Origin of the sequence: Pseudomonas sp. CFBP 13602 (genome assembly GCF_014842725.1) — a bacterium.
GTDB classification, from domain to species: domain Bacteria; phylum Pseudomonadota; class Gammaproteobacteria; order Pseudomonadales; family Pseudomonadaceae; genus Aquipseudomonas; species Aquipseudomonas baltica.
The window spans coordinates 324,811-348,136 of sequence record NZ_JACYVT010000007.1; the positions used below are offsets into that span (position 1 = coordinate 324,811).

At 64.5% G+C, this 23,326-nt stretch carries 20 protein-coding genes; 11 read left to right on the forward strand and 9 right to left on the reverse strand.

Annotation, left to right across the window (positions count from 1 at the left end; genetic code table 11):
- Nucleotides 1-79: 79 nt before the first annotated feature.
- A complete protein-coding gene (locus IFU31_RS16620) occupies nt 80-4,939 on the reverse strand; it encodes an NAD-glutamate dehydrogenase (protein ID WP_122479101.1) in 4,860 nt (1,619 codons plus the stop codon).
- Nucleotides 4,940-5,207: 268 nt separating this feature from the next.
- Here IFU31_RS16620 and IFU31_RS16625 point away from each other — a divergent pair, with 268 nt between their 5' ends.
- The 7 genes from IFU31_RS16625 (at nt 5,208) to IFU31_RS16655 (ending at nt 12,651) form a co-directional block, all read left to right on the forward strand.
- Nucleotides 5,208-5,558, forward strand: a complete 351-nt coding sequence (locus IFU31_RS16625; protein WP_192103795.1) for a hypothetical protein — start codon at nt 5,208-5,210, stop codon at nt 5,556-5,558.
- Between the two features lie 251 nt (nt 5,559-5,809).
- Nucleotides 5,810-6,769 carry an AAA family ATPase gene (locus tag IFU31_RS16630; RefSeq protein WP_122479105.1) on the forward strand — a complete coding sequence of 320 codons (960 nt, stop codon included), beginning with the start codon at nt 5,810-5,812 and terminating at the stop codon, nt 6,767-6,769.
- Nucleotides 6,770-6,773: 4 nt separating this feature from the next.
- A complete protein-coding gene (locus tag IFU31_RS16635; RefSeq protein ID WP_122479107.1) occupies nt 6,774-7,718 on the forward strand; it encodes a DUF58 domain-containing protein in 945 nt (314 codons plus the stop codon).
- Nucleotides 7,715-8,212, forward strand: coding sequence for a DUF4381 domain-containing protein (locus IFU31_RS16640; protein ID WP_122479108.1), 498 nt, complete (start codon nt 7,715-7,717; stop codon nt 8,210-8,212). Before IFU31_RS16635 ends, IFU31_RS16640 begins: the two co-directional genes overlap by 4 nt.
- Nucleotides 8,205-9,281, forward strand: coding sequence for a vWA domain-containing protein (locus IFU31_RS16645; protein ID WP_192103796.1), 1,077 nt, complete (start codon nt 8,205-8,207; stop codon nt 9,279-9,281). The genes IFU31_RS16640 and IFU31_RS16645 overlap by 8 nt, the downstream gene beginning before the upstream one ends.
- A complete protein-coding gene (locus IFU31_RS16650; RefSeq protein WP_192103797.1) occupies nt 9,278-11,020 on the forward strand; it encodes a VWA domain-containing protein in 1,743 nt (580 codons plus the stop codon). The genes IFU31_RS16645 and IFU31_RS16650 overlap by 4 nt, the downstream gene beginning before the upstream one ends.
- Nucleotides 11,017-12,651 carry a BatD family protein gene (locus IFU31_RS16655; RefSeq protein ID WP_192103799.1) on the forward strand — a complete coding sequence of 545 codons (1,635 nt, stop codon included), beginning with the start codon at nt 11,017-11,019 and terminating at the stop codon, nt 12,649-12,651. Before IFU31_RS16650 ends, IFU31_RS16655 begins: the two co-directional genes overlap by 4 nt.
- An 18-nt stretch (nt 12,652-12,669) precedes the next feature.
- Here IFU31_RS16655 and IFU31_RS16660 read toward each other — a convergent pair whose 3' ends face one another.
- The 7 genes from IFU31_RS16660 to IFU31_RS16690 form a co-directional block, all read right to left on the reverse strand.
- Nucleotides 12,670-13,713, reverse strand: a complete 1,044-nt coding sequence (locus IFU31_RS16660; protein ID WP_192103801.1) for an AI-2E family transporter — start codon at nt 13,711-13,713, stop codon at nt 12,670-12,672.
- 24 nt (nt 13,714-13,737) lie between these two features.
- Complete coding sequence (locus IFU31_RS16665; protein ID WP_192103802.1) at nt 13,738-14,550, reverse strand: DUF4892 domain-containing protein; 813 nt, start codon at nt 14,548-14,550, stop codon at nt 13,738-13,740.
- 112 nt (nt 14,551-14,662) lie between these two features.
- A complete protein-coding gene (locus tag IFU31_RS16670) occupies nt 14,663-15,517 on the reverse strand; it encodes an alpha/beta fold hydrolase (RefSeq protein ID WP_192103803.1) in 855 nt (284 codons plus the stop codon).
- Nucleotides 15,518-15,520: 3 nt separating this feature from the next.
- Nucleotides 15,521-15,964 carry a hotdog fold thioesterase gene (locus IFU31_RS16675; RefSeq protein WP_122479121.1) on the reverse strand — a complete coding sequence of 148 codons (444 nt, stop codon included), beginning with the start codon at nt 15,962-15,964 and terminating at the stop codon, nt 15,521-15,523.
- An 18-nt stretch (nt 15,965-15,982) separates the two neighbouring features.
- Complete coding sequence (sixA, locus tag IFU31_RS16680; RefSeq protein WP_192103804.1) at nt 15,983-16,438, reverse strand: phosphohistidine phosphatase SixA; 456 nt, start codon at nt 16,436-16,438, stop codon at nt 15,983-15,985.
- On the reverse strand, nt 16,435-16,776 hold the full coding sequence (locus IFU31_RS16685; RefSeq protein WP_192103805.1) for a DUF4389 domain-containing protein: 342 nt from the start codon (nt 16,774-16,776) through the stop codon (nt 16,435-16,437). The genes sixA and IFU31_RS16685 overlap by 4 nt, the downstream gene beginning before the upstream one ends.
- A 10-nt stretch (nt 16,777-16,786) precedes the next feature.
- Nucleotides 16,787-17,812 (reverse strand): NAD(P)H-dependent glycerol-3-phosphate dehydrogenase, encoded by a 1,026-nt coding sequence (locus tag IFU31_RS16690; RefSeq protein WP_122479127.1) that lies wholly within the window; start codon nt 17,810-17,812, stop codon nt 16,787-16,789.
- A 192-nt stretch (nt 17,813-18,004) separates the two neighbouring features.
- Here IFU31_RS16690 and IFU31_RS16695 point away from each other — a divergent pair, with 192 nt between their 5' ends.
- The 4 genes from IFU31_RS16695 to IFU31_RS16710 all read left to right on the forward strand — a co-directional run bounded on the left by IFU31_RS16695 (nt 18,005) and on the right by IFU31_RS16710 (nt 22,476).
- Entirely contained in the window at nt 18,005-19,909 is a 1,905-nt protein-coding gene (locus IFU31_RS16695) for an ATP-binding protein (RefSeq protein WP_192103807.1), read from the forward strand.
- Nucleotides 19,910-20,180: 271 nt separating this feature from the next.
- Nucleotides 20,181-20,696, forward strand: a complete 516-nt coding sequence (gene fabA, locus IFU31_RS16700; RefSeq protein WP_122479130.1) for a 3-hydroxyacyl-[acyl-carrier-protein] dehydratase FabA — start codon at nt 20,181-20,183, stop codon at nt 20,694-20,696.
- Nucleotides 20,697-20,707: 11 nt separating this feature from the next.
- Complete coding sequence (gene fabB, locus IFU31_RS16705; RefSeq protein ID WP_122479131.1) at nt 20,708-21,928, forward strand: beta-ketoacyl-ACP synthase I; 1,221 nt, start codon at nt 20,708-20,710, stop codon at nt 21,926-21,928.
- Nucleotides 21,929-22,068: 140 nt separating this feature from the next.
- A complete protein-coding gene (locus tag IFU31_RS16710; protein WP_122479132.1) occupies nt 22,069-22,476 on the forward strand; it encodes an OsmC family protein in 408 nt (135 codons plus the stop codon).
- Nucleotides 22,477-22,543: 67 nt separating this feature from the next.
- Here IFU31_RS16710 and IFU31_RS16715 read toward each other — a convergent pair whose 3' ends face one another.
- A complete protein-coding gene (locus tag IFU31_RS16715) occupies nt 22,544-23,272 on the reverse strand; it encodes a dienelactone hydrolase family protein (RefSeq protein WP_192103809.1) in 729 nt (242 codons plus the stop codon).
- Between the last annotated feature and the right edge of the window lie 54 nt (nt 23,273-23,326).

The following is a 23,326-nucleotide window of genomic DNA, read 5'->3' on the forward strand; positions in this document are numbered from 1 at the left end:
TGAGCGCTTAGTTGCAGATGACCGTTCCTACGGATAACCCGTAGGAGCGGTCATCGGCCGCGAAAAAGCCAACCTCGCCTCAGCTGACTTGCACGCCTCCGCTCAACGCCAGGTCCATCAGTTCGCGATTCGCCACTGCGTACATGGCGTAGTCGGTACCCGTGGCGGCCTTGATCTCGTCGAGCATGGCACGCCAGCGCTTGACCATCACCTCGTGCTGTTCCAGCCACAGGTCCAGACGCTCTTCGACGTCACCCGGCGCATCCTGCATTTTCAGCACGGAAATGGTGATTGCCCGCTGCTGCAGGTCGATATCGTCGCGGAAGGCCTCGCGTGCCAGCGCTTGCCAGTTGTTCTCCACCGGCAGGCTGCTGATCTGCTGCAGGTACCAGGTCAGGTCCAGCTTGCTGCCCACGGCGAAGAACGCCTTGGCCACTTCGGCGGCATTCTGGCCGGTGACGTCCGACGCTTCGATGATCGGCAACAGCGTGTACAGGTGGCTGGTGCCGGCAACCATGCGCGCCAGCAGCTCCGGTACGCCAGACTCGACATAACCCTGGTAGCGGGTCTGCCAGCGCTCGCGGGTCGGACCCTCGAGCAGTTCGTCGAGCTTGAGCCCCAACGCTGCGATGTGCGGACCGAAATGCGCCACATCGCGACCGGCGTCCAGCTCGTTACGGCGGCTGCGCAGGAACCAGCGGGTGGCCCGTCGACCCAGGCGCATCAGCTCGTCCATCAGAGCCAGCTGGACATCGGCGGACACCTGGTAGTCCAGCGCCTCGATCTGGCGGAACCAGTGCGGCAGGTGGAAGATGTCGCGCACGATGGCGTAGGCCCCGACCACACTGGCCGGGGTCATGCCAGTGGACTCCTTCAAGCGCTGCACGAAGGTGATGCCCATGTTGTTGACCAGGTCGTTGGCGATCTGGGTGCTGACGATCTCGCGCTTGAGGCGATGGCTGCGCATGGCCTCGGCGTACTTGCTGACCAGCGACGGCGGGAAGGCCGTCTCCATGTCACGAGTCAGATAGACGTCGTCGGGTACTGCCGAAGCCAGCAGCGCTTCGTTGAGGTCGATCTTGCTGTAGGAGATAAGCACAGACAGCTCGGCTCGGGTCAGGCCCTGCTTGTTCGCGACGCGCTCGTTGAGCTGCTCCTCGGTCGGCAGGAATTCGATGGCACGGTCCAGCTTGCCACGCGCTTCCAGGTCTGCCATCAGGCGGCGGTACTCGGCCAGTCGCTCGTAGGCCTTGCGCGCCGCCAGGGACAGCGCCTGGGTCTGCTTGTAGTTGTTGCCCAGCACCAGATGGCCGACTTCCTCGGTCATGCTGCCCAGCAGCAGGTTGCGCTGCTTCTCGGTCATGTCCCCGGCCTGCACGGCTTCGTTGAGCAGGATCTTGATGTTGACTTCGTGGTCGGAGCAATCCACGCCGGCCGCGTTGTCGATGAAGTCGGTGTTGGTCGCGCCGCCGTTGAGGCCGAACTCGACACGGCCCAGCTGGGTCATGCCCAGATTGCCGCCCTCGCCCACCACTTTGCAGCGCAGTTCGTTGCCATTCACGCGCAGGGCGTCGTTGGCCTTGTCGCCGACATCGGCGTGGCTCTCGTCACTGGACTTGACGTAGGTACCGATACCGCCGTTCCACAGCAGGTCGACCGGTGCCTTGAGCAGCGCGTTGAGCAACTCGGTCGGGGTCAGCTTGTCGGCCTTGATGTCGAAGCGCTCTTTCATCTGCGCGCTGATGGCAATGCTCTTGGCACTGCGCGAGAAGATGCCGCCACCGGCGGACATGATCGAGGTGTCGTAGTCGCTCCACGCCGAACGAGGCAGGTCATACAGGCGCTGACGCTCGGCGAAGCTGCTGGCCGGCTCGGGGTTGGGATCGATGAAGATGTGCAGGTGGTTGAATGCCGCCACCAGTTGCAGCTTGTCGGACATCAACAAGCCATTGCCGAACACGTCGCCGGCCATGTCGCCGATGCCGATGACGGTGATGCTGTCTTTCTGCACGTTGATCCCGCGTTCGCGGAAGTGGCGCTGCACGCCGACCCAGGCACCCTTGGCGGTGATACCCATCTTCTTGTGGTCGTAGCCCGCCGAGCCGCCGGAGGCGAACGCATCGCCAAGCCAGAAGCCGTAGTCGATGGCAATGCCGTTGGCGATGTCGGAAAAGGTCGCGGTGCCCTTGTCCGCAGCCACCACCAGGTACGGGTCGTCATCGTCGTGACGCACGACATTGGCCGGCGGCACCACGCTGCCATCCTTGAGGTTGTCGGTGATGTCGAGCAGACCGGAGATGAAGATGCGGTAGCAGGCCACCGCCTCGTTCTGCACCTCGTCGCGGCTGCCGCCCAGTGGCAGTCGGCGCGGGACGAACCCGCCCTTGGCGCCCACCGGGACGATCACCGAGTTCTTCACGTGCTGCGCCTTGACCAGGCCCAGTACTTCGGTGCGGAAGTCTTCCTCGCGATCCGACCAGCGCAGACCGCCGCGGGCGACGTTGCCGAAGCGCAGGTGAACGCCTTCGACTCGCGGCGAGTAGACGAAAATCTCGAACTTGGGCACCGGCTTGGGCAGTTCTGGAATCAGCTTGGGGTTGAACTTGAAGCTGAAGTACGACTTGACCTGGCCGTTGGCATCGGGCTGGTAGAAGTTGGTACGCAGGGTGGCTTTGATCAGGTCCAGATAGCGACGCAGGATACGGTCTTCGTTGAGCACCTGAACGTCGTCCAGGGCACTCAGAATGGCCTGTTCCAGGCGTTGCTGCTTGTCGTCCAGGTCATCGCCGGCCAGCTTGCGCGCCAGGTAGAAGCGGGTCTTGAACAGCCGCGTCAGCTCCCGGGCGATATCGGTGTGGTTGTTCAGGGTGCTGGCGATGTAGCCGAGGTCGAAGCCCAGGCGGATCTGCTTGAGATAGCGCGCATAGGCGCGCAGCAAGGCGACGTCGCGCCATGGCAGGCCTGCGGTGAGCACCAGGCGGTTGAACGCGTCGTTCTCGGCGTCGCCGCGCACGATGTGCACGAAGGCATCCTGCAGCGTGTCGTTAAGCTGCTGGATGTCCAGATTCAGGCCTTCGCTGTAGGTAAAGGCGAAGTCGTGGATCCAGTACTCGCGACCACTGCGATGACGCAGGCGGTAGGGGAATTCGCCCAGTACGCGCAGGCCCAGGTTCTCGAGGATCGGCAACACGTCGGACAGCGCCAGTGGCGTGTCTGCGTGGTACAGCTTGCAATGCAGCTGGCGTTCGCCGCCCTGCGCCAGAGGCTGGTAGAAACTCATGACCAGCGGGCGCGATTCGGACAGCGCCAGCAGGTGCTGCATGTCGACCACTGCCGAATGCGCGGCGAAGCGCTCGCGGAAACCGGCCGGGAAGCCTTTCGGGAAATCGGCCAGCACATTGGTGCCGGCGGCCTCGCCGAAGCTTTCGATGGTCAGGCTGGCGTAGTCGTCCTGCCACGAACGGCAGGCCTGGATCACTTCGTTTTCCAGTTGCTGCGGGTCGATGTCCAGACGGCTCTTGGGGTCCACGCGCAGGATCAACTGCACGCGGGCCAGCACGGATTCGGAGAAGAACGTCCAGAACTCGCAGTCGCTGGCCTTGAGGCGCTCCATGAGCACCTGCTGGATCTTCTGCCGTACTTCGGTGGAGTACACGTCGCGCGGCACGTAGGCCAGGCAGTAGCAGAAGCGCCCGTAAGGGTCCTTGCGCAGGAACACGCGGATCTTGTTGCGTTCCTGGATCTGCACGATCGACATGACGGTGCTGAACAGCTCGTCGATCGGGGTCTGGAACAGGTCGTCGCGCGGCAGCACCTCGACCACCTGGGCCAGTTCCTTGCCCAGGTGCGCCTTGGCATGGAAACCGGAGCGGCGTTCGATCTCGGCGACCTTGCGCCGGATGTAGGGGATTTCGCGCACGCTCTCGCCATACACCGACGAGGTGTACAGGCCCATGAAGCGGCATTCCTTGAGTACCTTGCCATCGCTGTCGATCTGGCGGATCGACACGTAGTCGGGATACGCCGGGCGATGCACACGGCTGGGGTGCGCAGCCTTGGCGAAGGACAGCAGCATCGGCTCGTGCAGGTACTGCACGGCGTAGTCTTCGATATGCAGGTCTTCGCTGCTCAGGCCGGCACGCAGCAGCCGGGTCAGGCCCAGGAACGACTGCGGGTCGTAGCGCAGCTGGCCACCCTGCGCATCGGCATCGACCACGAACTCTTCGTAGCCCAGGAAGGTGAAGTGGTTGTCGGTCAACCATTCGAGGAACGCCGTGATCTCGGCTTTTTCCTGCTCGTCGCTGGCGAACGCGGTCTGTTCCACCAACGTGATCATTTCGCGAACCTTGGCCTTCATCGGCTCGAAGTCCTGCACCGCCATCCGCACTTCGCCCAGCACCTGCTCCAGCTCCCGGGCCAGCACGCTGAGCTCGGCGGCGTTGGCGCAACGGTCGATTTCCAGGTACATCAGCGATTCATGCAGGACGTCTTCGCCCTGGGCACCCTTGGCCAGCACTTCGAGCAGCTCGCCCTGGCTGCCGCGACGCACGCTGAGCACGGTGGTCTGCAGGGTGTGGATGCTGTAGCCGCGCCGGTTGAGCTCGGTGCGCACCGAGTCCACCAGGAACGGCAGGTCGTGATGCAGCACTTCGACGGCGGTGTGGGTGGACTGCCAGCCGTGACGTTCGTAATCGGGGTTGTAGACGCGCACCTCTGGCTTGGCATGATCGAAGCGCTGCAACAGGCGCCAGGCCGACAGGGTGCAACCGGCCAGGTCGCTGAGGCGCCGCTGGGTGAGCTCGTCCAACGAGATGATGCCGAAGAACTGATCGGCGAACAGCGCCACTTGTGGCAGTGCCTGTTCGCTGATGTGCTGAGCCAGGGCCGATTGCAGTTGATGCTGGAAGTCGGCTTTGCTGGCTGCGGTGAAGAACGCCATCTGTGGTACTCCGCTTGGGCTTTGTTATTGGGTGAAGCGTCGCAAGTCACCCCGGTTCGGATCAACCATAGCCAATCCGGCGCTGCGGGGCGACATTTCAAGAGGTCCAACGACCTAGCTTACCCAGAGCCCGGCATGCACTCTTGCGGTGCGGCGACATATTCGGTCATGCAGGAGTTGTCGTACGAGACCGCTGGTACGGGCAATCCAGCCGATCGGACAGTAGTCGGGTATAATCATGGCATATTCATATGACAGGTTCCCCCGTATGCGCATCACCGCCACTCTGCTGCTGGCCAACCCCCGTGACGAGGAAGAAGACGACATGGCGCTGCTGTGCTGCCACGGCAGCGCAGACGAAATGTTTCTGATGACGCGCTTTCCGGACGAAGAAGAGCTGGAGATCATCCTCGGCGACGACCCTTACCTGCTGCGCGACCTCAAGGTCACCTTGAGCGCCGACCGCCTGCTGGTGGCCGTGGCAGCCGGGGATGCCGCGGTGTTCGGTGGGGATGACCTGCTGGAGATCGTGCATGCCAGCGACGCGGCAGAGCTGGCGCAGATCGAAGAGACGTTGAGGATTCTGCTGGAGGGTGTGGGTACGCTGGAAATCGGCTGACCCCGCTCTCCGCAGCTCTGTATATCTGTATACGTGTAGGAGCGGCCAGTGGCCGCGAAATGGCCGGCCGACCCAACCGATCTCTCTGGCCGTGCAAGCTTCTTCGCGGCCACTGGCCGCTCCTACGGGATCCAGAGGTGCCCGATCGAACACACCGATTTCTCTGCCACCCGCCAATGCATTAAAGTAGTGACCCCCGGCCAAGACGCCCTCACCTGCGTACTCGGTCCCTTTTTCAGGAACCGTCGACGATGGAACATCGTGAAGCGCTGATGGCGCTGCGAACCTTTCTTTCAACGCAGATCCTTGGCCAGGAGAAACTGGTCGAGCGTCTGCTGATCGTGCTGCTGGCGGACGGTCACATGCTGGTCGAGGGCGCGCCGGGGCTGGCCAAGACCAAAGCCATCAAGGAACTGGCCGAAGGCGTCGAGGCTCAGTTCCACCGTATCCAGTTCACCCCGGACCTGCTGCCGGCCGACATCACCGGCACCGAGATCTATCGACCCGAGACCGGCAGCTTCGTGTTCCAGCAGGGGCCGATCTTCCACAACCTGGTGCTGGCCGACGAGATCAACCGTGCGCCGGCCAAGGTGCAGTCGGCCCTGCTCGAGGCCATGGCCGAACGTCAGGTCAGTGTCGGTCGCAGTACCTACGACCTGTCGCCGTTGTTTCTGGTGATGGCGACGCAGAACCCGATCGAGCAGGAAGGCACCTACCCGCTGCCCGAGGCACAGCTCGATCGGTTCCTGATGCACGTCAAGATCGGCTTCCCGGATGCAGCCGTGGAACGGCGCATCCTGCAGCAGGCTCGCGGTGAGGCGCTCAATGGCGAAACCAAGCCCGAGCGGCGTGTCAGCCAGCAGGCCATCTTTGCCGCACGCAAGGAGATCCTCGGGCTGTACATGGCCGATGCGGTGGAGGAATACCTGGTGCAGCTGGTCATGGCGACGCGCACCCCGAGCAAGTTCGACGCCGAGCTCGGCGAATGGCTGGCCTATGGCGCCAGCCCGCGGGGCTCCATTTCCCTGGATCGCTGCGCACGCGCCCATGCCTGGCTGGCGGGGCGCGATTTCGTCAGCCCGGAAGACATCCAGGCGGTGCTGTTCGATGTGCTGCGTCATCGCATCATCCTGTCGTTCGAGGCGGAAGCCGCCGGGGTCGATCAGGACCGCGTGATTCAGCGCATCCTCGACGTCGTGGCCGTCGCCTAGCCCCATGACCCAGGAGCCGCGGCCAGAGCCTGGCATTCGCATCAGCCTGGCCGAGCTGATCGAAATGCGCCATCGGGTGCGCGAAGTGCAGCTGTTCTCCACCCCGGCCCAGCGCAGCCCGTTGATCGGCCTGCACCACTCCAAACTGCGCGGCCGCGGCGTGGACTTCGACCAGGTGCGCGTGTATCAGGCGGGTGACGATGTGCGCAGCATCGACTGGCGGGTCACGGCGCGCACCCAGGAGCCGCACACCAAGCTGTTCCACGAGGAGCGCGAGCGGCCCATCTTCATTCTCGTCGAACAGAGCCGGCGGTTGTTCTTCGGTTCGGGCCAGATGTTCAAGTCGGTGCTCGCCGCGCAGGCCGCGGCGTTGATCGGCTGGGCCGCGCTGGGGCACAACGATCGAGTCGGCGGGCTGGTATTCGGCGACGGCGAGCACTACGAGATCAAGCCCCGGCGCAGCAAGCAGAGCCTGCTGCAGTTGCTCAACCGCCTGGTGCGGGTGAACCAGTCGCTGCACACCGAAGCGCTGCCGGAAAAGGACGCGCTGGGCATGGCCCTGCGTCGGGCGCGCGAAGTGTTGCGCCCCGGCAGCCTGGCCATCGTCATCTGTGATGAGCGCGCGCTGACCGATGGCGCCGAGCAGCAGCTCAGCCTGCTGTCGCGCCACTGCGACCTGCTGTTGCTGCCGGTTTCCGACCCGCTCGATCATGCGCTGCCGGCTGCCGGGCTGTTGCGTTTCGCCCAGCGCGGCAGGCAGATGGAAATCGATACACTGAACCCGGAGATGCGCCTGGCCTACCGCGCGTTGAGCGAGGCGCGCATCGCCCGATGGGAACGTCTGGGGCAAAAACTGCGTGTACTGTTGATGCCCCTGAGCACGCAGAGCGAGATGATCGAGCAGCTGCGCGAGTACCTCAACCCGCAGCGGCCGGGCAAACTCAAATGAGTACCCTTGAGCAGTTGCAGCCATTGATCGCGCCGCCGCCTATCGGCCTGTGGCCACCGGCGCCTGGCTGGTGGCTGCTGGTCGTGCTGCTGCCGACCTTGGGCTGGGCTGCCTGGCACTGGCGTCACCGCTGGCGGCGCAAGGCCGTGATGCCGGCCACCGTGGAGCAACCCCTGGATCCGGTGCGCCAAGGCGCGCTGGAAGAGCTGGCGCGCTTGCCCAGACCCTACGATGGCGCCCCTGCCGGAGCGTGGCTGCAGCAGATCAACGGCCTGCTCAAGCGCCTGTGCCGCAACCACTACCCGAACGCCAACAGCCATGTGCTCAATGGCCGCCAGTGGCTGGCCTTCCTCGACAACCGCTGCCCGGCTGCCGGTCTGACGCGCTGGATGGTACTGGTCGAGGGGGTCTACAAGCCTGAGTGCAAGCTGGACGACAAGGCCATCGCCGGCCTGCAGCAGTCGGTCGAAACCTGGATACGCAAGCATGTTTGAGTTCGCCTGGCTGTGGGTCTTCGCCCTGCTGCCGCTGCCGTGGCTGCTGCGCGTGGTGCTGCCGGCCGCCGACAGCGGCGAGGCGGCGCTCAAGGTCAGCTTCCTCGATGAACTCGAGGGGCTGGCCGGGCGCCGGGCACGCATCAGCCTGCCGACCTGGCAGCAACAGGCGCCGTACGTGCTGCTGTGGCTGCTGCTGCTGATCGCGGCGGCGCGCCCGCAATGGCTGGGCGACCCCCTGCCCATCGCTGCCAGCGGGCGCGACCTGCTGGTGGCCGTGGATGTGTCCGGATCCATGGACTACCCCGACATGCGTTGGCAGAACGAAGACATCAGTCGGCTGGAGCTGGTGCAGCGCCTGCTCGGTGACTTTCTCGAACATCGCCAGGGCGACCGGGTCGGACTGATCCTGTTCGGCAGCAAGGCCTACGTGCAGGCACCGCTGACCTTCGATCGACGCACCGTGCGTACCTGGCTCGACGAAGCACGCATCGGCATTGCCGGGAAGAATACAGCCATCGGCGACGCCATCGGCCTGGCGCTCAAACGTCTGCGCCTGCGCCCGGCGCAAAGCCGGGTGCTCATTCTGGTCACCGATGGCGCCAACAACGGTGGTCAGATCCATCCCATCACTGCCGCGCGCCTGGCGGCCCAGGAGCATGTGCGCATCCATACCATCGGCATCGGTGCCGACCCCAGTGCCGATGGCGCGCTGAGCATGCTCGGCCTCAATCCCAGCCTGGACCTGGACGAGCCCTCGTTGCGCGAGATCGCGCAGATCACCGGCGGCCAGTACTTCCGTGCTCGCGACGGCGACCAGCTGCAAGCCATCGGCGCCAGCCTCGACACCCTCGAACCGGTCGACCAGAAGCCCACCCAGGCGCGACCGGGGCAAGCGCTGTATAGCTGGCCGCTGAGCGCTGCGTTGCTGCTCAGCGTGTTGCTGGTCGTGCGCCAGAACTGGCCGAACAACCCGCTGCAGCTGTTCCTGCGCAAGCGTCGCTTTCTGCCGACAGCTCCGCAGTGGCGCGAGCGCCTGCAGCGGCTGCAATTGCGGAGGCGCAAATGATCGACGCATGGCCGCATTGGTTCCGTCCCTGGTGGCTGCTGGCCTGGCCAGCTTTGGTCTGGCTGCTGTGGCAATTGTGGCACCGGCAGAAACGCGCGGGGCGCTGGCAATTGCTGCTGCCCCGCCACTTTCACGGAGTCCTGCTGGACGGTGGCAGCGGTCGGCAGAGCAAGGCGCCCTGGATAGTGCTGGGCCTGGCCTGGCTGTTGACCGCGGTGGCCCTGCTCGGACCCAGCTGGCAGCGTATCGAACAGCCGGGCAGGACCGTCGTCGACCCGTTGGTGGTGGTGCTCGCCCTGAGCCCGGAGATGCTGGCCACCGATGTCGTGCCCAATCGCCTGGAGCAGGCGCGGCGCAAGCTGCTGGACCTGCTCGACGCACGCCGCGATGCGCAGACGGCCATTATCGTCTACGCCGGCAGCGCGCACGTGCTGGTGCCGCTGTCCGACGACCTGGGAACCAGTCGCAACCTGCTGGAGGCGATCAAGCCCTCGATCATGCCAGTCGAAGGCCAGCGCGCCGACCTCGGCGTGCAGCGCGCACTGGAACTGCTCGACCAGGCCGAACAGGGTCAGGGCCGCATCCTGCTGCTGGCATCGCAGCTGTCCGAAGCGGAACGTCGCGGGATTTCCCAGCGGCTGGACAATCACTCGCCACAGTTGTTGATCCTGGGTATCGGCACCCGTGACGGGGCGCCAGTGAAGCAGGAAGACGGTGAGTTTCTCAAGGACGAGCAAGGCGCGATTCGCTTGCCGCGCCTGGACAGTGTCGGCCTGCGCAGCTTCGCTGCCGATGTCGGCGGCCTGTACCGACAAGCGCGTCTGGATGATCTGGACCTGCGCAACCTCGGCTTGCTCGATCGCCCCACGCTGTTGCGCGGCAACGGCACGACGCAGCAGTTGGACAGCTGGGCCGATCAAGGTCATTGGCTGTTGCTGCCTCTGCTGTTGCTGGCGGCGCTGGCTGGCCGCCGCGGCTGGCTGTTCTGTTTGCCGTTATGCCTGCTGATCGTGCCGCAGCCAGGTTATGCCTTCGATGTTCAGGACCTTTGGCTGCGCCGCGATCAGCAAGGCCAGGCCCTGCTCGAACAGCAGCGTCCGGCCCAGGCCGCGCGGCGCTTCGCCGATGCGCAGTGGCAAGGCATGGCGCTGTACGAAGCGGGCGACTACGAAGCGGCCGCCGAGCGGTTCGCCCAGGGCGACAGCGCCCGCGACCACTACAACCGCGGAAACGCCCTGGCGCGCAGCGGCGAACTGGAAGCTGCCCTCGATGCCTATGAGCAGGCGCTGGAGCGCCAGCCGGACCTGCAGCCGGCACTGGACAACCGCACGCTGGTGGAACAGCTTCTGCGCCAGGCCCCGGCCGAAGCTCCCGCCGCTTCCGCAGAACGGCCCGCCCAGCCCCGCGCACCAGGTGCCACGGCGCCGGACGCCGAGGATCCGAACGCGTCCGCGGCGGCCGACGCTTCCCCAGGCAACAACGACGCGCAGAGCAGCCGGGAAAACCCCTCGGGTCAGGCGGGGGGAGAACAGAATCAGGCACAATCCTCGGCACCGGCGCAGCCACCGAGCGACGAATCCACGACCCGGCCACCGTCACGACCAACCCAGGCCACCCTGGATGCCGAACAGCGTCAAGCCCTGGAGCAGTGGCTGCGACAGATCCCGGACGACCCGGCCGAGCTGTTGCGGCGCAAATTCTGGTACGAACAGCAACAACATCAGGACAAGATTCGATGAGTCGCTTCAGCGCCCTCTGCATCAGTGCAACCCTGGCCGTGCTTGGCCAATGCGCGCATGCCGCCACGTTGGTGGCCAGCGTCGATCGCTCGCGTCTCAATTCGGGGGAAACGGTCGAGCTGACCCTGGAAACCAACGACGTCACGCAGTTCGGCAAGCCCGACCTGACGCCACTCGAAGGCTCGTTCGATGTGCGCGACACGCGCCAGGTCAATCGCCTGACCAGCCTGGACGGCGACCGCCAGGCCACCACCCGCTGGATTATCACCCTGCTCCCGCGACAGACCGGCAGCGTTACCATCGCTGCGCTGCAACTGGGCGAACTGCGCAGCCAGCCGATCGTCCTGCAGGTGCTGCACAGCGACCCGCCGTTGCGCGCGAACATGGCCCCGGTGTTCATCGACGCCAGCTTGGATGAAGACAGTGTCTATGTGCAGGCCCAGGCAGTATTGACCTTGCGCATCTATCACTCGGTGCCCCTGTACGACGACAGCAGCCTCACGCCTCTGCAACTGGCCGAGGCGCGCATCGAGTCGCTGGGCGGATCACGCACCTTCGAGAAGATCATCGACGGCGTCCGCCACGGGGTCATCGAGATGCGTTATGCAATCTATCCGCAACGCAGTGGCGAATTGATTATTCCCGCCCTGGCATTCACCGCCACCACCGTCGAGCCACCCGCAGCTGGCGACAGCGCCAACAGCACGCCGCGGCCCGGCAAGCTGATGAAGGTGACGTCCGCGCAGATGGCCCTGACGGTCAAGGGCGTCCCAGCGGCCTACCCCGCCGACACGCCGTGGTTGCCGGCACGCAGCCTGAGCCTGAGTGAAAGCTGGAACCCCGACCCGCCGAGCAGCCAGGTTGGTGATTCTCTGACTCGCACACTGGAGGTAAAGGCCGAGGGGCTGTCCAGTGCGCAACTGCCGGCGTTGCCCGGTACCGAAGTGGAAGGCTTGCGACGCTACCCGGATCAGCCCCAGTTGAACAACCAGATCGGTGAACGAGGTTTGATCGGCAGCCGCCAGGAACGCGAGGCGCTGGTGCCGGCGCGCAGTGGCACCCTGCAGTTGCCGAGCGTCGAGATGGTCTGGTGGAACACCCATGAGGACCATCTGGAGCGTACCGGTCTGCCGGCGCGCAGTCTGGAGGTTGCCGGCAACGCCGGGCTGATGGTCGATGCGCCGGTCGGTAACCGTGATGCCGAGCCGGACGTGGCCTGGCCGTGGAAGCTGGTCAGCGTCATGCTGGCGTTCACCACGATGATCGGCTTCGCCCTGTGGTGGCGCGCCCGTGGGCAGCCGGCGGTCCTGCGCGCAGCCCAAAGCGGACCAAGCCCGCGCACTCTGCTCGATGACCTCAAGCGCGCCTGCCAGGCCAACGACCCCCAGGCCACCCGCCAGGCTTTGGATGCCTGGGCCCGGCAGCAGCCGGAGACGCTGGCCGACATGACGGCGCGCTTCGTGCCTTTGTCCGACGCTCTGGATGGGCTCAATGGCGCGCTCTACAGCGAAAGCGGCCAATACTGGCAAGGCGAAGAGCTGTGGCGGGCGATCGGCAGCCTCCTGCGCACCGACCCGCCCCTCGAGCCCTCCGCGGAAAACGCCGGGTTACCGCCGCTGTATCCAAAATGATCCCCACAGGGTGGGTATCTAGAGTGGCTTGTGTTCGGTATGGGTCCAGTCGTGCAGCAGGCTGTAGGCCACTGCCAGCAGGGTCGGACCGATGAACAGGCCGACGAAGCCGAAAGCCAGCAGCCCGCCGAACACTCCCAGCAGCACGATCACCAACGGCAAGTTGCCGCCGCGGCTGATCAGGTAGGGCTTGAGCACGTTGTCCACGCCACTGATGACGAAGGTGCCCCAGATACCGAGGAATATCGCGTAGCCATAGTCGCCCTGCCACACCAGCCAGGCGGTGGCCGGAATCCACGCCAGCGGCGGCCCCATGGGAATCAGGCTGAGCAGGAAGGTGACGATGCCGAGGACCAATGCCCCGGGCACGCCGGCGATCAGGAAGCCGATCAAGGCCAGGATCGCCTGGGCGGCGGCGGTACCGATGACCCCGTTGACCACCCGCTGCACCGTACCCGCCACCAGATCGATGTAGTACCCGGCACGCTCTCCGATCAGACGTTCCAGCAGCCGGAGCACGAAGGCTGCCATGCGCGGCCCGTCGCGATAGAAGAAGAACACGAAGACCAGGCTCAGCGTGAGTTCGAGGATCCCGCCGCCGATCTGCGCGCTGCGCGCCAGCAGGAAATTGCCGACTTGCCCCAGGTACGGCCTTACGCTGGCCAGGAACGCCGCGCCCTGCTCGTCGAGGGTGTCCCAGATACCGACCAGGCTCGTACCGACCAGAGGAATGCCGGCCAGCCAGCCAGGCGCATCGGGCAGCCCGTCGACCTGCACGTCGCGAATGAACGCCGTCGCATCGCGCACGTGATCGGCCAGGTTGAAGCCCAACCAGACCAGCGGCAAGACCACCAGCAGCATCCAGCAGCCGGTGAGAATACCGGCTGCCAGCGACTCGCGGCCATTGAGCCAGCGGGTCAGCAGCCGCATCAGCGGCCAACTGGCGTAGGCCAGGATCGCACCCCACAGCAGGGCTGAACAAAACGGCGCCAGTACCCATAGGCAGGCGCCAAGCAGTGCCAGCAAGACAATCTGTACCAGCAGGCGATCGTTACTCGGCATCAATGCTCCAAAGGCGACGCAGGCTCAACGAATGATTTCCAGATGCAGCCCCTTGACGCTTTCGGTACCGGTTTCCAAGCGAGCCGCGCGCACACCCTTGGCGACCAGCGCATCGCGCCATGCAGCGGCCGCAGCGTTCGATACACCGGATACGCTCACCCGAATCGAGCTATCGAGTTGCAGGCTGCGGGCCAGCAAGGCCACCCAGGTGTCATCGGGCGTTTCGCCCATGGCTGGGTAATCGAGATCGCCGGTGCTGCGCAATTCGTGCAGCACCGTGGCCGGGGTGGGCAACAACTCGCCCAGTGGCGCATCGGCAACGAAGTTTTCGACGTGCAGATAGGCGCGACGGTTGCCACGGGTAATGGCATAGATGGCTGTGAGGGTGTTGTCGTCTGGAGCGGCCTGGCGCAGCAGCACGAACGCCTGCTGATCGTCGGCCCCCGACAGCCGCGCGCCGTCGAAGACATCGTTGACCCACAGGCTGCTTTCACCGCAGTCGCGCGCCTGACACCAGTACAGCGTGTGCGCGCCCCCCTGCTGCAGGGCCTCGCGGGCATCGTTGAAGGCTTGTCGCGCGGTCTGGGTTTCGGGAAGTTCATACGTGGTGGCGCTGACCTGGCCTCTGGCGTTGACCTGGCCGTCCATGCGCAGCTTGCCGCTGATCTTGCGCAGCGACCCCAGCGGATAGATGCGCTCCTTGTCGACCGCAGGACGTTGGTCGACGACCTTGGCGTCCGGCGGCGCGGGCAGCTCGGCGGCCATGGCCGAGGTGCTCAGGACGGCGCTGCCCAGCAGAGCGGCGAGTACCGGTAGCAGCCGCTTCGAGGCATTCATGAGGGCAGCAAGGCGTGGTGGCCCGGAGGGCTGTAAACGAGCGTAGCAGCGAGTTCCATCAAGGTCTTCTCCTGTTTCAACCTGACAAGCCTCGGCAGTTGCCTGCTGCAAGTCAAGGTATCGCAAAAAAGCGATTGAAACAGTCTGCGACAAGCCTGGCCCCGGTGTCGTCATCCAGGTGCAGGTGATGGCCTCCGGGCAGCGCCTGCAGGGGGAGCCCCAACCGGGCCAGCAGCGCAGTATTTTTCACCAGCAGCCCCTGCTCGGCGAGGATCAACAGGCTCGGGCAGCGAATCGCCTGCACGTACGCCAGTGCCTGTTCTTCGCTCAAGCGCACCGGCGATGGCAGCGTCAGACGGCTGTCGCTACGCCAGCTGAATCCACCTGCCACCCTTTCAAGCCCTCGCGCCGCCAATAATTCGGCCGCCTCGTGGCTGACGGCGATACGACCCTGCATGCGCGCAAGCACGGCCCGATCGATGTCGGCATACACTGATTTGCGCTTATGACCCAACGCCTGCTGCGCATGCAGGGCTTCGCCCAGGCGCTGTGGCCCCTCCTCGGCAGCGCCCAGCGGCGGTACCACGCCGTCAATCAGCGCCAGGCGCTCTATTCGCTCGGGCAAGGCACTCGCCAGCAAGGTGGCAACGATCCCGCCCAGCGAGTGCCCCAGCAGGGAAAAGCGCTGCCACCCCAGCTGGTCGGCCGCCTGCAGCACATCGTGGGCGTAATCCCACAGGGCATAACCGGCGCCAACCGGACGATGCCCGGAGTGTCCATGCCCGGCCAGGTCGAGGGCGACGATGCGCAGCCCGGTCAGCCTCGGCGCCAGGCGGGCAAAGCTGTTGGCGTTGTCCAGCCAGCCGTGCAGCGCCAGCACCGGCCTGCCGTCTTCGGGTCCGTAGACCTGGGCGGCCAGCTCGATATGAGGCAGCGACAGGCGGATTTCGCGGACCGGCGCAGTCATGACTCAGCGGGCCGGCGGGTTCTGCCCCAGCGGCACCACGGCCACCGTCAGGCGCGAAATGCAGCTGGCTTTGCCGTCGTCGCCCTGCAGGCGAATGTCCCAGACGTGAGTGCTGCGGCCAATGTGCACCGCACGGGCCACGCCCGTCACCCGGCCGCTGCGCAACCCGCGCAGATGGTTGGCGTTCACCTCAAGGCCTACACAGTAGAAACGCTCGGTGTCGATGCACAGAAAACTGGCCATGGAGCCCAGGCTTTCTGCCAGCACCACCGAGGCGCCACCGTGCAGCAGACCGAACGGCTGGTGGGTCCGGGCATCAACGGCCATGCTGGCAGTCAGGGAGTGCGCATCGAAGCTTTCGAAGCGGATATCCAGCAACTCGCCGATGGTATTTTTCTGCGCCGCATTCAAGCGTTCGAGATCCGGTTCGGTGCGCCACAAACTCATGGGAGGATTCCTGACAGGTTAGGGATGGTGAACGGCGTACAGGGACATCAGCCCGGCCAGGGGCCAGTCGCCGTGCAGCTCGGCCAGGCTGGCGGTCTGCATGGGTTCCGGCTCGCGCAAGTTGCCGTGGACGAGCAGGCTCAGCAGATTGCCCACCAGCGGCTGGTGGCTGACCAGCAGCACGTTCTCCAGACCCAGCGCCTGCAAGTGCCCGGCCACCTCCAGCGGATCGCTTTCAGGCGTCAGCCACGGCACGGTCTGCACCGCCGGGGCGCCGTGCAGCACGCCGTGGACCAGAGCGGCGGTCTGCTGCGCGCGTACATACGGGCTGGCGAGAATGGCATCCAGAGGTTGATCGTGCAGGCGCGCCGCGCTGGCCAGCGCCTGTCGTTCGCCCACCGAGGTCAAGGCCCGCTCGGCATCGCTGCGGGCATGGCTGACGGCTTCGCCGTGGCGCAGTACCCAGAGCTTCATGGCTTGGGCTCGTCGGCCACGGGACGCGCCGCGCCTGCGTCATAGGCTGCTTCGCCGTCGGCAGGACGCGCCTGTGGCCAATCGGAAAACGGCCAGGGTTTCTGCTCGGTGTGAAAGCTGCCGAAGCGACCGATCTGGGCCAGGTAGCGGCTCAGGCTGTCGCCGAAGGTCATCATGGCAGCGTTCGGCGCGCCCTGGACCAGGCGATGGATGAGTTGCACCAGCACCAGCGCGCCGAGCAGGAACTGGGCAACCTGCCAGACCAGCACGAACACCAGCATCCAGAGCACGCGCAAAAGGATGGCCTCGCGGCCCGGGTCGTTGAAAGGACGGTTCATGACGTGTTCCTCAGTTGAAGCCACTGGTGGAAATGAAATCGACATCGGTCTTGGGTTCGGCCCGCATCAGCAGCTCGATCACCTGGTTCAGCGTACGCCCTTCGAACAGGATTGCGTGCAAGCCCGCCACCAGCGGCATGTACACCTGAAGCTCCTGAGCCTTGGCCTTGAGCACCTTGAGCGTGTTGACCCCTTCGGCCACCTCGCCCAGGCGCGACACGGCGTCCTCCAGGCTCAGGCCTTCGCCCAGGGCAAACCCTACCTGATAGTTGCGGCTCTTGGGCGACGAGCAGGTCACGATCAGGTCGCCTACACCGGCCAGACCGAGAAAGGTCATGGGGTTGGCGCCCTGGCTGACGGCAAAACGCGTCATCTCGGCCAGGGCACGGGTAATCAGCATGCTTTTGGTGTTCTCGCCCATGCCCAATGCCACGGCCATGCCGGCGATGATCGCATAGACGTTCTTCAGCGCGCCGCCCAACTCGACGCCGAAGCGGTCGCTGCTGGCATAGACGCGGAACGTGCGCCCATGCAGCACGGCCTGGACGCGCTCGCAGAGGGCTTCGTCGGCGCTCGCCACCACCGTGGCGGTCAGGGCATGTTCGGCGATCTCGCGGGCCAGGTTGGGGCCGGACAACACGCCGATACGCGCGTCTGGCGCAACCTCTTCGAGAATCTCGCTCATCAGCTTGAAGGTCTGCGCCTCGATGCCCTTGGTCAGGCTGACCAGCATCTTGCCGCTCAGCTGATCGGCATGCTGGGCCAGCACGCTGCGCAAGGCGCTCGAGGGCAGCGCGACGAAGATCAGCGCACTGCCGGCGATGGTCGCGGGCAGGTCGGTGACCGGGATCACCCCCGGCAGGATCTTGATGCCTTTGAGGTAGCGCGGATTTTCCCGGTTCAGGCGAATCGACTCGGCCTGCTCCGGGTCGCGCATCCACTGACGGACCGAATGGCCGTTCTCGGCCAGCAGGTTGGCCACGGCGGTGCCGAAACTACCTCCTCCCAGCACGGCTATCGGCTGCTCTTGAGTCATATCCCATCCATTTGGTCGAGTTGAGGGCGATGAGGGGCATTATACGGAGCCACCTCGACACGACCAGTCCCGGCCTGCGCCCCGGTAACAATACGACTGGAATTGTCGCTCTGACCGGTTAACATGCCTGACTGTTCAACTCGATTCAGGCCCTGTCGTGTCCGCCACTTTCCCATTGCCCTGCGCCCCGACATGAAGTTGCGCCTGAACCGCGACATTCATACACGCACCCAGATCATCAGCGTCGGGCCGGCCCTGCTGTTGACCCTGCTACTGATCGGTTTCTTCACCTTCGTGCGTTTGCAGGACCTGCGCCAGGAACTCAATCACACCGGCCAGTTGATCGCCAACCAGCTCGCCCCCGCCGCGGAATACGGCGTGGTCACCGACAATGCCGCGGTACTCGAAGGGCTGCTCGGCGCAACCCTGGCTACCCCTCACGTACGTTTCCTGGAGATTCAGGACCAGACCGACCGGCGCCTGGCCTATGTCGAACAGCGAGTCAGAAACGAGCACCGGTCGGCCCATGTCGAAGTGTTCCAGGCACCGATCCAGATCCGTGGGGCCTTCCTGGAAGACCATCAGGCTCAGGTGCAGCAGCACATGGGCAGTGCCAGCAGCGGCGATTACCTGGGCCGGGTGATCGTCGGCATGTCCGACGACGCCTTCAGCGAGCGCCAGCAGGAAATCGTCCTCAAGGCCGGCGTGCTGGCTTTGTTTGCACTGTTGTTCACCTATCTGCTGGCCCGGCGGCTGGCGCGCAGCCTGGCCCAGCCCATCAGTGAAATGAGCCGCGTGGTCAAGGCCATAGGCCAGGGCGAGTTCGACCGGCCGCTGCCCATCGTCGACGACAGCGAGCTGGGGCATCTGGCCGGGCATATCAACAACCTTGCCAGCGCCCTGGCCAAGGCCAGCCACGAACAGCATCAAGCCATGCAGCAACTGATCCAGACTCGCGAGGAGGCCGAGCGCGCCAACAGCGCCAAGTCGGATTTCCTGGCGATGATGAGCCACGAGCTGCGCACCCCCATGAATGGCGTGCTGGGCATGCTGCAGCTGCTCGAAACCACCGTGCTGAGCCATGAACAGCGCGATTACGCTCAGGTGGCCACCGAGTCCACCGAACACCTGCTCAAGGTCATCAACGACATTCTGGATTTTTCCCGCATCGAGCGGGCGGCGATGGAACTGGAGCACATCGGTTTCAGCCTGCACGAGCTGATCACCAGTTGCGTGCAGGCCTTCCAGCACACCGCCAGGCAACGCAAGCTGGCGCTGGAATTGACGCTGGCCGAGGGCATCGAGGGGTTGCAGGTCGAGGGCGATCCGACGCGCATCCGGCAGATCCTGGTCAATCTGATCGGCAATGCGCTGAAATTCACCGATGAAGGCGGTGTGGACATCGGTGTGCGCTGGCAGGTGCTGGATCATCAATTGATCTGGCTGACCTGCACCGTGCGCGATACTGGCATCGGCATCGGCGAAGATCGACTGGAAAGCATGTTCGACGCGTTCGCCCAGGCCGACAGTTCGATTTCGCGCCGTTACGGCGGCACCGGCCTGGGGCTGCCGATCGCGCGTACGCTGGCCGAACGCATGGGGGGCACGCTGCGTGCGCAAAGCAAGGAAAGGCAAGGCTCGCTGTTCACCCTGGAAATGCCGCTGGCGCTGAGCCAGCAGAGCCTGGCCCGCCCGGCAGCGGTGCCCAACCTGTCCGGCAACGACGACGGCGCCGGCCACAGTGTCTTGCTGGTGGAAGACAACGCGGTCAACCAGACCGTGATCGAAGCCATGCTGCGCAGCCTGGGCTACGCCGTCGATGTCGTCAGCGACGGGGCCGCAGCGGTCAGCCAGGTACGTGCACACCTCTATTCGGCCGTGCTGATGGACTGTCGTCTGCCGGTACTCGACGGCTACGAGGCGTCGCGGCAGATTCGCCAGATTGCTGGCCGCGCAGAGCTGCCGATCATCGCCCTGACCGCCAATGCGCTGCTGGGCGACCGCGCCACCTGCCTGGATGCCGGAATGAACGATTACCTGGCAAAACCGTTCAAACGGGCAGATCTGCAACAGGTTCTGCTGCGCTGGACGAGCTGAACCAGCGCCGTGGAAGGGATGCCGGATGTCCTCGTGACAGCGCCAGTTGCTGGCAAGAAATGCTAAAGTGCGGCAGTCTTGTACATCCATTCGGACAAAGCCTGCTGTCTGGCATTATAATTTCAGTGAACAAGTGTACTTCCGTATCGCTTGCGCTGTGACTTTCACTACAACGCAATAGTCTATGTGTAGGCTGCCGACCCAGGCGTTGATTCTTCTGGTCGGTCGGGAAGATCTGCCCCCTGCCACCAGGGACTATTGAGGAGCTCGCATGACCAAACAAAACGCCTTTACTCGGGAAGATCTGCTGCGCTGCAGTCGTGGCGAGCTGTTCGGCCCAGGTAACGCGCAACTGCCCGCCCCGAATATGCTGATGGTGGACCGCATCACCCATATCAGCGCCGAAGGTGGCAAGTACGGCAAGGGTGAATTGGTCGCCGAGCTGGATATCAATCCGGACCTGTGGTTCTTCGCTTGCCACTTCGAGGGCGATCCGGTGATGCCGGGCTGCCTCGGCCTGGATGCCATGTGGCAGCTGGTGGGTTTCTTCCTCGGCTGGCAGGACCTGCCGGGCCGTGGCCGTGCGCTGGGTTCGGGTGAAGTGAAGTTCTTCGGCCAGGTGCTGCCGACGGCCAAGAAGGTCACGTACAACATTCATATCAAGCGCGTGCTCAAGGGCAAGCTGAACATGGCCATCGCCGATGGCTCGGTCAGCGTCGACGGCCGCGAGATCTACACCGCCGACGGCCTTCGGGTCGGCGTCTTTACATCCACCGAAAATTTCTAAGGGTTATCCGCATGCGCCGCGTTGTTATCACTGGTCTGGGCATCGTTTCGTGCCTGGGCAATGACAAAGACACCGTCTCCGCAAACCTGCGTGCAAGCCGCCCTGGCATCCGCTTCAACCCGGAATATGCCGAAATGGGTCTGCGTAGCCAGGTTTCCGGTTCCATCGACCTCAACCTGGAAGAGCTGATCGACCGCAAGGTGTACCGCTTCGTCGGCCATGCCGCCGCCTACGCGTACCTTGCAATGCAGGATGCCATCAAGGATTCCGGCCTCACCGACGAGCAGGTTTCCAACCCGCGTACCGGCCTGATCGCCGGTTCGGGCGGCGCCTCTACCTTGAACCAGATGGAAGCGCTGGACATCCTGCGCGAGAAAGGCGTCAAGCGCGTCGGTCCGTACCGGGTCACCCGCACCATGAGCAGCACCGTCTCGGCCTGCCTGGCCACCCCTTTCAAGATCAAGGGCCTGAACTACTCTATCGCCTCGGCGTGTGCCACCAGCGCGCACTGCATCGGTACGGCCATGGAGCAGATCCAGATGGGCAAGCAGGACGTGGTGTTCGCCGGCGGCGGCGAAGAGGAACACTGGAGCCAGTCGTTCCTGTTCGACGCCATGGGTGCCCTTTCCAGCAAGCGCAACGACACGCCTGAAAAAGCGTCGCGTGCCTACGACAGCGACCGCGATGGCTTCGTCATCGCCGGCGGCGGCGGCATGGTAGTGGTCGAGGAGCTGGAACACGCTCTGGCCCGCGGTGCCCACATCTATGCCGAGATCGTTGGTTACGGTGCCACCTCGGATGGCTACGACATGGTCGCGCCGAGCGGCGAAGGCGCCATCCGCTGCATGCAGCAGGCGCTGTCCACCGTCGATACCCCGATCGACTACCTGAACACTCACGGCACCTCCACACCGGTGGGCGACGTGGCCGAGATGAAGGGTGTGCGGGAAGTCTTCGCCGGCAAGTATCCGGCCATCAGCTCGACCAAGAGCCTGTCCGGGCACTCGCTGGGCGCCGCTGGCGTGCACGAAGCCATCTACTGCATGCTGATGATGGAAGGCAACTTCATTGCCGGGTCAGCCAACATCGACGAACTGGATCCTGCCGTGGCCGATCTGCCAGTGCAGACCGTCACCCAGGAAAACGTCGAAATCAATACGGTGATGAGCAACAGCTTCGGCTTCGGCGGTACCAATGCCACGCTGGTACTCAAGCGTTGGCAGGGTCAGTAAGGCTCGCAGCCCTACTGAAGGACGGCGCCTGCGGGCGCCGTTTTTTTTGCCTGAAATCGGTCGATTGACTGCGGTTGAACCCCCCGGATGGCGCAACCCTCTATACAGTGTGACTCGAGCACACCAACGAAGGGATTTCCATGGCTATCACCGTGACTACCGAACCTGGCGACGGATTTCGCCACAGCATCGACATCGATGGCCGCCACTCTTTTCACACCGACTTGCCGGAAGCCCTGGGTGGGGCAGGTTCGGCGCCCTCTCCCCATGACTATTTCGACGCCGCACTGGGTGCCTGCAAGGCCCTGACCCTGAAGCTCTATGCCCAGCGCAAGAACATCCCGCTCACGGGTGTGAATGTGGAGGTCAAACGCGATGCGAGCGAGGAGCCCACTGGCAAATACCGCCTGCAGGTCAAGCTCACCTTGCTCGGCAACCTGACGGAAGCGCAGCGTCATGACTTGGACCGAGTGGCCGACCACTGCCCGGTGCACAAGCTGATGACCAGTGCAGTGATCGATATCGAGACGTACCTGGCCGAGGCTTAGCAGCCAGGCACATGGGTGGCGGTTCGACCCTCTTCGCGGCCACGTACCGCCCCCATGGGCCTGCGAATCAGGCCTGAAATACTTCCTCGAGCAGGTTGTGCATGGCCTGAAAGGCGCGAGCCGAGACTTTCGCATCGTACATCTGCACACCCGGGTTGTTGGCCTCGGTGTCGGTGAACGAATGGTAGGCTCCGCCGTAGCTGGTCAACTGCCAATCCACACCCGCCGAGTTCATCTCGGAACGGAAGGCCGGCAGCTGTTCGGCAGGCACCAGGGGATCGGCGTCACCGTGCAGCACCAGGACCGAACCCTTGATGTCATGGGCATCGGCCGGGTTGGGCGTGTCGAGTGTGCCATGGAACGAGACGGTTGCCTTGAGCGCCGCGCCGGTACGTGCCAGCTCCAGCGCACAGCACCCGCCAAAGCAGAAACCGAAGGCCGCCGATTGCGCCGGATCGACAGCGGCATGCGACTGCTCGTGCAGTTGCTGCAGCGCAACCTGCATGCGCTTGCGCAGCAAGGCACGGTCGTTCTTCAGCGGCATCATGGCAGCCGCTGCTTCATCGTTGTTGCCCGGGTGCACGCCCTGGCCATACAAGTCGACCAGCAACACCACATAGCCCTTGGCAGCCACCGACTGGGCAATGCGTTCGGCACCTTCGCTGACGCCCATCCAGTTCGGCGCCATCACCAGGCCCGGACGTGGCGACACGATATCGGTGTCGTAGACCAGGCGGCTTTCGTACGCCTGCCCGTCGATTTGGTAGACAACGGATTGAACGGTCAATGTGCTCACGCTTGCATCTCCAAAAGGTCATGACTGAAAACGAAAAAGCCCGCCGAAGCGGGC